This window comes from Ideonella sp. P3_A4 (assembly GCF_056403075.1).
Genome location: NZ_JBFUGE010000350.1, coordinates 1 through 6,427, shown reverse-complemented (window position 1 = coordinate 6,427; position 6,427 = coordinate 1). Strand labels below are relative to the sequence as shown.

Annotated in this window: 6 protein-coding genes; 2 read left to right on the top strand and 4 right to left on the bottom strand. The window is 67.8% G+C overall.

Going from position 1 to position 6,427, the window contains the following annotated elements:
* Together AC1DYI_RS23730 and AC1DYI_RS23725 are read left to right on the top strand one after the other, a co-directional pair.
* The coding region (locus AC1DYI_RS23730; RefSeq protein ID WP_477206596.1) for an FAD-dependent oxidoreductase at nt 1-710 on the top strand (710 nt) is incomplete at its 5' end.
* Nucleotides 711-807: 97 nt separating this feature from the next.
* Nucleotides 808-2,100 (top strand): Hsp70 family protein, encoded by a 1,293-nt coding sequence (locus tag AC1DYI_RS23725; protein WP_477206595.1) that lies wholly within the window; start codon nt 808-810, stop codon nt 2,098-2,100.
* Here the strand turns inward: AC1DYI_RS23725 and AC1DYI_RS23720 are convergent, their stop codons facing one another.
* The 4 genes from AC1DYI_RS23720 to AC1DYI_RS23705 form a co-directional block, all read right to left on the bottom strand.
* Nucleotides 2,101-2,529, bottom strand: coding sequence for a PaaI family thioesterase (locus tag AC1DYI_RS23720; RefSeq protein ID WP_477206597.1), 429 nt, complete (start codon nt 2,527-2,529; stop codon nt 2,101-2,103).
* Nucleotides 2,530-2,545: 16 nt separating this feature from the next.
* On the bottom strand, nt 2,546-3,232 hold the full coding sequence (locus AC1DYI_RS23715) for a YecA/YgfB family protein (RefSeq protein WP_477206594.1): 687 nt from the start codon (nt 3,230-3,232) through the stop codon (nt 2,546-2,548).
* A gap of 320 nt (nt 3,233-3,552) precedes the next feature.
* On the bottom strand, nt 3,553-5,136 hold the full coding sequence (locus AC1DYI_RS23710) for a methyl-accepting chemotaxis protein (protein WP_477206593.1): 1,584 nt from the start codon (nt 5,134-5,136) through the stop codon (nt 3,553-3,555).
* Between the two features lie 146 nt (nt 5,137-5,282).
* Nucleotides 5,283-6,212 (bottom strand): LysR family transcriptional regulator, encoded by a 930-nt coding sequence (locus tag AC1DYI_RS23705; RefSeq protein WP_477206592.1) that lies wholly within the window; start codon nt 6,210-6,212, stop codon nt 5,283-5,285.
* Nucleotides 6,213-6,427 lie beyond the last annotated feature (215 nt).

Below are 6,427 nucleotides of genomic sequence, written 5' to 3'. Positions count from 1 at the left end.
CGCAGAAGCTGGCCGAGAAGTGCCGCGAGCGTGGCGTGAAGTTCCTCTACGAACACGACATCCTCGGCTTCGACCTGGTCGCCGGCGAGATCAGCGGTGTCAACGTCGGCTGCCAGCGTACCGGCGTGCGCAGCACGCTGCGTGGCCAGCAAGTCGTCGCGGCGATGGGCTCGTTCACCGCCCCGCTGCTGCGCCCGATCGGCGTCGACCTCGACATCTACCCGGCCAAGGGCTACTCGGCCACGCTGCGGCTGAAGAAGCCCGAAGCCGCGAGCACCGTGAGCCTGCTGGACGACACCCGCAAGATCGCGATCTCGCGCCTGGGCGACCACATCCGTATCGCCGGCACCGCCGAGATGGCCGGTTACGACCAGAGCCTGGCCAGCAGCACCGCGCAGGTGCGCTGCGCCGCACTGGTCAAGCGCTACGAAGAGCTGTTCCCCGGTGTGGCCGACCTGAGCGAGCCGAACTACTGGACCGGCCTGCGCCCCAGCACGCCGACCAACATTCCCTACATCGGCCGCAGCGGCCAGATCAGCAACCTGTGGCTGAACGCCGGCCACGGCACGCTGGGCTGGACGCATGGCGCGGGCTCGGGCCGCGCGCTGGCCGAGCTGATGAGCGGCAAGCGGCCGCAGCTGAATTTCGGCTTCTGCGGCCCCGAGCTGCCGCAGCGCAATCCGCTGGTCTCGCTGGCGCCGTCGACCTGACGGGCGAAGGGCCGCGCCGGCGGGATTTCCGCCCTCGGCCCGTGGGGGCAGCWATCGGTGGCAGAATCGCGCCCTTTTTTCCCGCGCGGAACCGCCAATGCACCACGCCTACTGCGCCATCGACTTCGGCACGTCGAATTCGGCGATTGCCTTGCCCGACGCGGCCCACCGGGTGTCGCTGGTCGAGGTCGAACCCGGTCAGCGCACGATGCCGACCGCGGTCTTCTACACCCTTGAAGGCGTGGGGCCGCATGAAGACCCTCGGCGCCTGTACGGGCGGCAGGCGCTCGCCGCCTACATCGAGGGCCATGAAGGCCGTTTGATGCGCTCGATGAAGAGCGTGCTGGGTTCGTCRCTGGTCGACCAGAGCACCGATGTCGGTGGCGGCCGCTCGGTGCGTTTCCTCGATGTGATCTCGGGCTACCTCCGCCACCTGAAGTCGCTCGCCGAAGCTCAGGCCGGCCACACGCTGACGCGGGCCGTTCTCGGCCGGCCGGTGTACTTCGTCGACGATGAGCCGGAACGCGACGCGCAGGCCCAGGCCGCGCTCGAACAGGCCGCGCGCCAGGTCGGTTTTTCGGAAGTCAGCTTCCAGTACGAGCCGATCGCCGCGGCGCTGGATTTCGAGGCCACGGTCGACCATGAGCAACTGGTGCTGGTGGCCGACATCGGCGGCGGTACCTCGGACTTTTCATTGGTGCGCGTCGGGCCCGAGCGGGCCAAGCGGGTCGACCGTGGGAACGACATCCTGGCCAACCACGGCGTGCACATCGCCGGCACCGATTTCGACCGCCATGTCGAACTCACCGCCATCCTGCCGCTGGCAGGCTTCAAGGCGCGCGGGCCGGCACCGGCCGAGCGCGAGGTGCCGAGCAAGGTCTATTTCGACCTGGCGACCTGGCACCTGATCAACACCGTCTACACACCGGCCCGGATGATGGAGTTGCGCCGCATGCGCACCTTCTATGCCGATGCCGACTTGCACGCCCGGCTGATGGAGATCGTCGAACACAAGCTCGGCCATGCGCTGATGGCCAAGGCCGAGGCAGCAAAGATCGCCGTGGCCGACGGGCGCGAAGGCGACGTGGTGCGCATCGACCTGGATTCGGTCGAACCAGGGCTGGAGGCGCTGCTGGCCGAGCCGCAGGCGCTGGGCGCGATCGAATCCGACCTGGAGCGCATCGTGCAAGCCGGGCTCGAAACGGTCCGGATGGCCGGCGTGGCGCCCGAGAAGGTGGAAGCGGTCTACCTGACCGGCGGCTCGACCGGTTTGGCGCCGCTGGCGCATCGCATCGCTGCGCCTTTCACGCGCGCCCGCACTGTTCGCGGCGACCGCCTCGCCAGCGTGGCCCAAGGCCTGGGCCTGCACGCGCAGCGCGTGTTCAGCTGATCAGGCAGCGGCCTTCGGGTACAGCACCATCTGCGTGCAGCGGAATAGTGCGAGTGTCTTGCCGGTTTCGCGGCTGGTCACCACTGCGTCCCAGATCTGGGTGGTCTTGCCCATGTGCACGGCCGTGGCCACGCATTCGACGGTGCCGTCACGGGCGGTGCCAAGGAAGTTCGATTTCAGCTCGATCGTCGTGAAGCCGGTGGCGCCGGCCGGCAGGTTCGTCACGCAGCCGTAGCCGGCGCAGGTGTCGGCCAGCGTCACGACACTGCCGGCGTGCAGAAAGCCGTTGGGCGCCATCAGCTCGGGCCGCACCGGCAAATGCGCCTTGATCAGCGCAGGCCCAGCCTCGTCGATGACGATGCCCAGGTAACCAGGCAGGTGCTGGCCACCGAAGGTGTTGAGTTGGTCGGCTTGCAGCATGGGTGGCAGGCGTGGAAAGAGAAGGTCAATGCCGGCGGCCGCGAGTGCCACCGGCGCCGCCACCGGGTGCCGGCCGGCGCGGGCGCGGTGCCGGCGCACGGCGCGGCTTGGTGCTGGGCAGCGGCCGCGTCACATCAGCGAGCAGCAGCACGCTGTTGACCAGTGCCTCGACCGCTTCCGCCAGATCAGTCGGCGGCTCCAACTCTTCGATCAGCGCCAGCAACTCATCGGCGTCTTCGAGGTCTTCCGGGTCGAAGCTGCGGTACAGCACCGCCAGCGGCTCGGCCACCTCGGGCGAGTCGGCGCGCATCAGCGCCGGGAAGAACTCCATCGCGGTCGCAAAACCGGCCACCCAGGGCATCACGGCCTGCAGCGGGTCCTCTTCGTCGTCGAGTTCGAACACCCACGGGTCGAACCATTGACGCTCCCGGATTGCAGCGTCCAGTTCCGCATGGCGGCGGCGCACCAATACGCGCAGCGGCTCGTCGTCGAAACCCAGCGGAATAGAACGACCGTCCACATCCACCACATGGCGCCACCATTGCGCCTCGGGCACCGGCCGGGGCTGCAGCAGCACGCCGCAAAGAAAACCGTCGAGCATCATCACGTCCAGCGGCTCGGCGGGCGCGGGGATGCGATCGAGCCAGCGCTCGAGCGCGGCCAGGTCGGCGTCGGTCAATGCGGGTGAAGATTCGGGGGCAGGTGCTGGCATCGCGCCATTGTCGCGCCCGTTGGCCTTTGTGGCACGTCAAGCTGAGCGCCGGCCGAAGAAAGGGCCGCCACACCAACGGCCTGAACCTTTTGTGCAGCTGCGGTGCACTTTCGCTCCGCATCCCCCAATCAGGGGATAGCTCTCGTTACATCGCGCACCTAGAGTGCCCGACATGCCCCAGCGTGTACCAAACGGTGCAACTGGGCGAACGTCCCAACGACGTCCTCTTTGAGGACTTGTACCGACCCAGCCCTCACGGGCTGGGTCGTTTTTTTATGTCCGGCTGCGACGCAGTGGCGTCAGTGGGCGCCCTGCGGCCCTCAATGGACGTAGTTCGCGTCGCGCTGCAGGCGGAACACGCTGACCAGTTCCGCCAAGCGGGCCGCCTGGCCCTTCAGGCTCTCGGCCGCAGCAGCTGATTGCTCGACCAGCGCGGCGTTCTGCTGCGTCATCTGGTCCAGCTGACCCACCGCACCACTGACCTGGCCGATGCCGGAGCTTTGTTCGGCGGCCGCGGCCGTGATCTCGCTGATGATGCCGGACACCCGCTGCACGCTGGCGACGATCTCGCCCATCGTGCTGCCCGCGTCACCGACCAGCCGGCTGCCGGCTTCGACCTTGTCGACGCTGGTGCCAATCAGGCCCTTGATTTCCTTCGCCGCTTCGGCACTGCGCTGGGCCAGCGAGCGCACTTCGCCCGCCACCACCGCGAAGCCACGGCCTTGCTCGCCGGCACGCGCCGCTTCCACCGCGGCGTTCAACGCCAGGATGTTGGTCTGGAACGCAATGCCGTCGATCACGCCGATGATGTCGGCGATCTTGCGTGAGCTGTTGTTGATCTCGTTCATCGTCGAGACGACTTGCGCCACGACCTCGCCGCCGCGCTTGGCCACGGCCGAGGCCGAGCTGGCCATCTGGTTCGCCTGGTTGGCAGATTCGGCCGACTGGTTCACCGTGCCCGTCAGCTGCGTCATCGACGACGCGGCTTGCTGCAGGTTGCTGGCAGTCTGTTCGGTGCGTTGCGACAAGTCCTGGTTGCCCACGGCCACTTCCGTGCTCGCGGTCTGGATCGACTCGGCCGATTGGCGGATGTCGCCAACCAGTGAACGCAGCCGGTCCTGCATGCCGTGGATGGCTTGCAGCAAGCGGCCAATCTCGTCTTGCGAAGTGATTTCAATGGTCGAGGTCAGGTCGCCCTCGGCGATGCGCTCGGCCACCTTCACGGCACGCGCCACCGGCATGGTGATGCTGCGCGTCGTACGCCAGGCCAACAGCACGCCAACGACCATGGCACCGGCCATCAGGGCGGCCACCATCACCAGCGCGCGCTTTTGCGAGCTGATCACGGCTTCAGCGGCCTCGGTGTTCTGCTTGTGCACGATGTCGATCAGCTTGGCCACCTTCTGGCGCCAGACGATCTCGACCGGGCGCACCGCCTCGGTCAGCGTCATCGTGGCTTCCACGCCGGCGCCGGCTTCGCCTTCCTTGGCGGCGCGCTCGACCAGCGGGATGGTTTTCTTGCCGCCCTCGACGATTTCGCTCATCAGCGCGCGTTCTTCGGCATCGGCGGTCGTGCCGATCAGCTCCAGCAGCGCCGCTTCACCGGTGACGTAGCGCTTCTTCGCATCCGCCAGCACCTTCATTTCGACGTCGATGGCCTTCACATCGGTCAGCAGCGTGACCGTGCGGGCCTGGATCGCCAGGCTGTTGATGCTTTCGAGCATGCTGTTGGCCAGCGCCAACTTCTCGTTCTTGACCCCGACGATGTCCTGCACGCGGCTGCCCTGGGCGCGCAACTCGGCGACGCTCAGACCGGCAACGATCAGCAACATCAGCAGCAAACTGCCGAAACCAAAGCCCAGGCGACGGGCCAGCGTCAAACGCGCAAAGGAAGGTACAGCCATGGTCATGTGTCTCCGGACTCGTGTCGGTTGGGTCGGTCTGATCGGTTTTCGGATTGTTCGACGCCCGACTTGAGCCGACTCACGTGATTTGCGGCACTCGAACGGTGCAATTCCTTTCTTCAAGCTGACCGGGCGTCGACAACGCCTCAGACCGGTGCACGGCCACCCAATGCCTGCGCCAGCCAGGCCACCAGCACCCTCACGCCACGCGGCACCTGGGCCGCATAAGGGCGGATCGCCCACAGGTGCGTGCCGAACGCCCCCACAGCACGCCAACCCGGCAGCAACTCGACCAGCTCGCCGGCGGCCAAGGCTGGCTCGGCGCTGAAATCGGGCAGCAGCGTGATGCCCAGGCCGGCCAGCGCCGCCTCGCGCAGCGCCTCACTGTTGTTGGCGGCAAAGGGGCCCTTCAACGGCACGCTGACACGCTCGCCGGCCTTGCGCTCGAAGCTCCATGCCGCCGTGTCGCTGGGGCGGGGGTAGAACAGGCAATCGTGCTCGCGCAGGTCCTGCGGTGCGCGCGGGGCCGGCCGGCGCGCCAGGTAGGCGGGGCTGGCCAGCAGCAGGCTGCGGGTTTCGCGCAGCATCCAGGCCACATGCGTGTCTGGCGGCGTGCTGGTGTGACGGATGGCCAGATCGAAGCCCTCTTGCGCCAACGGCCGGAGCCGGTCGGACAGGTCCAGCTCGACCTGCAACGCTGGGTGCGCGCGCAGGAAGCCCGGCAGCAGCGGGACGATGCACTGCCGCGCCAGCGCCACCGGCGCCGTCACGCGCAAGCGGCCGCTGGGGGCGTCGGCCAGATCCCGCACCTCGGCGAAGGCCTGATCAATGGTGGCGAAAGCGCCCTGCGTGGCCGCCACCAGCTGGCGGCCGGCATCGGTCAGCTGCATGCTGCGGGTCGTGCGCTGCACCAGCGGCACGCCGGCCGCGGCTTCCAGCTCGGCCACGCGTTGGCTCATCGCGGCCTTGCTCAGGTTCAGGCGCTGCGCCGCCGCCGTGAAGCTGCCGGCCTCGGCCAGCACAGTCAGCGCGTGGATCGGTGACCACAGCGGCGCGCCGCGGGCAGGGTTCGACATTCGGGTGCTCATGGGATTGGCTCTCAGTTTGCCCGGCCCATTGTTCATCTTTCGGAACAATGAATCCAGCCGGCCGGCATTGGCAGCGTCGGCACTGCTGCCTAGACTGGCGCCATCCCTGCACTGCAAGCGAGACACACCATGGGCGCCCCCGAAGCTTTCACCGCCACCACCGACATTGGCCACTTCATCGGCGGCCAGGTCCAGCCCAGCAC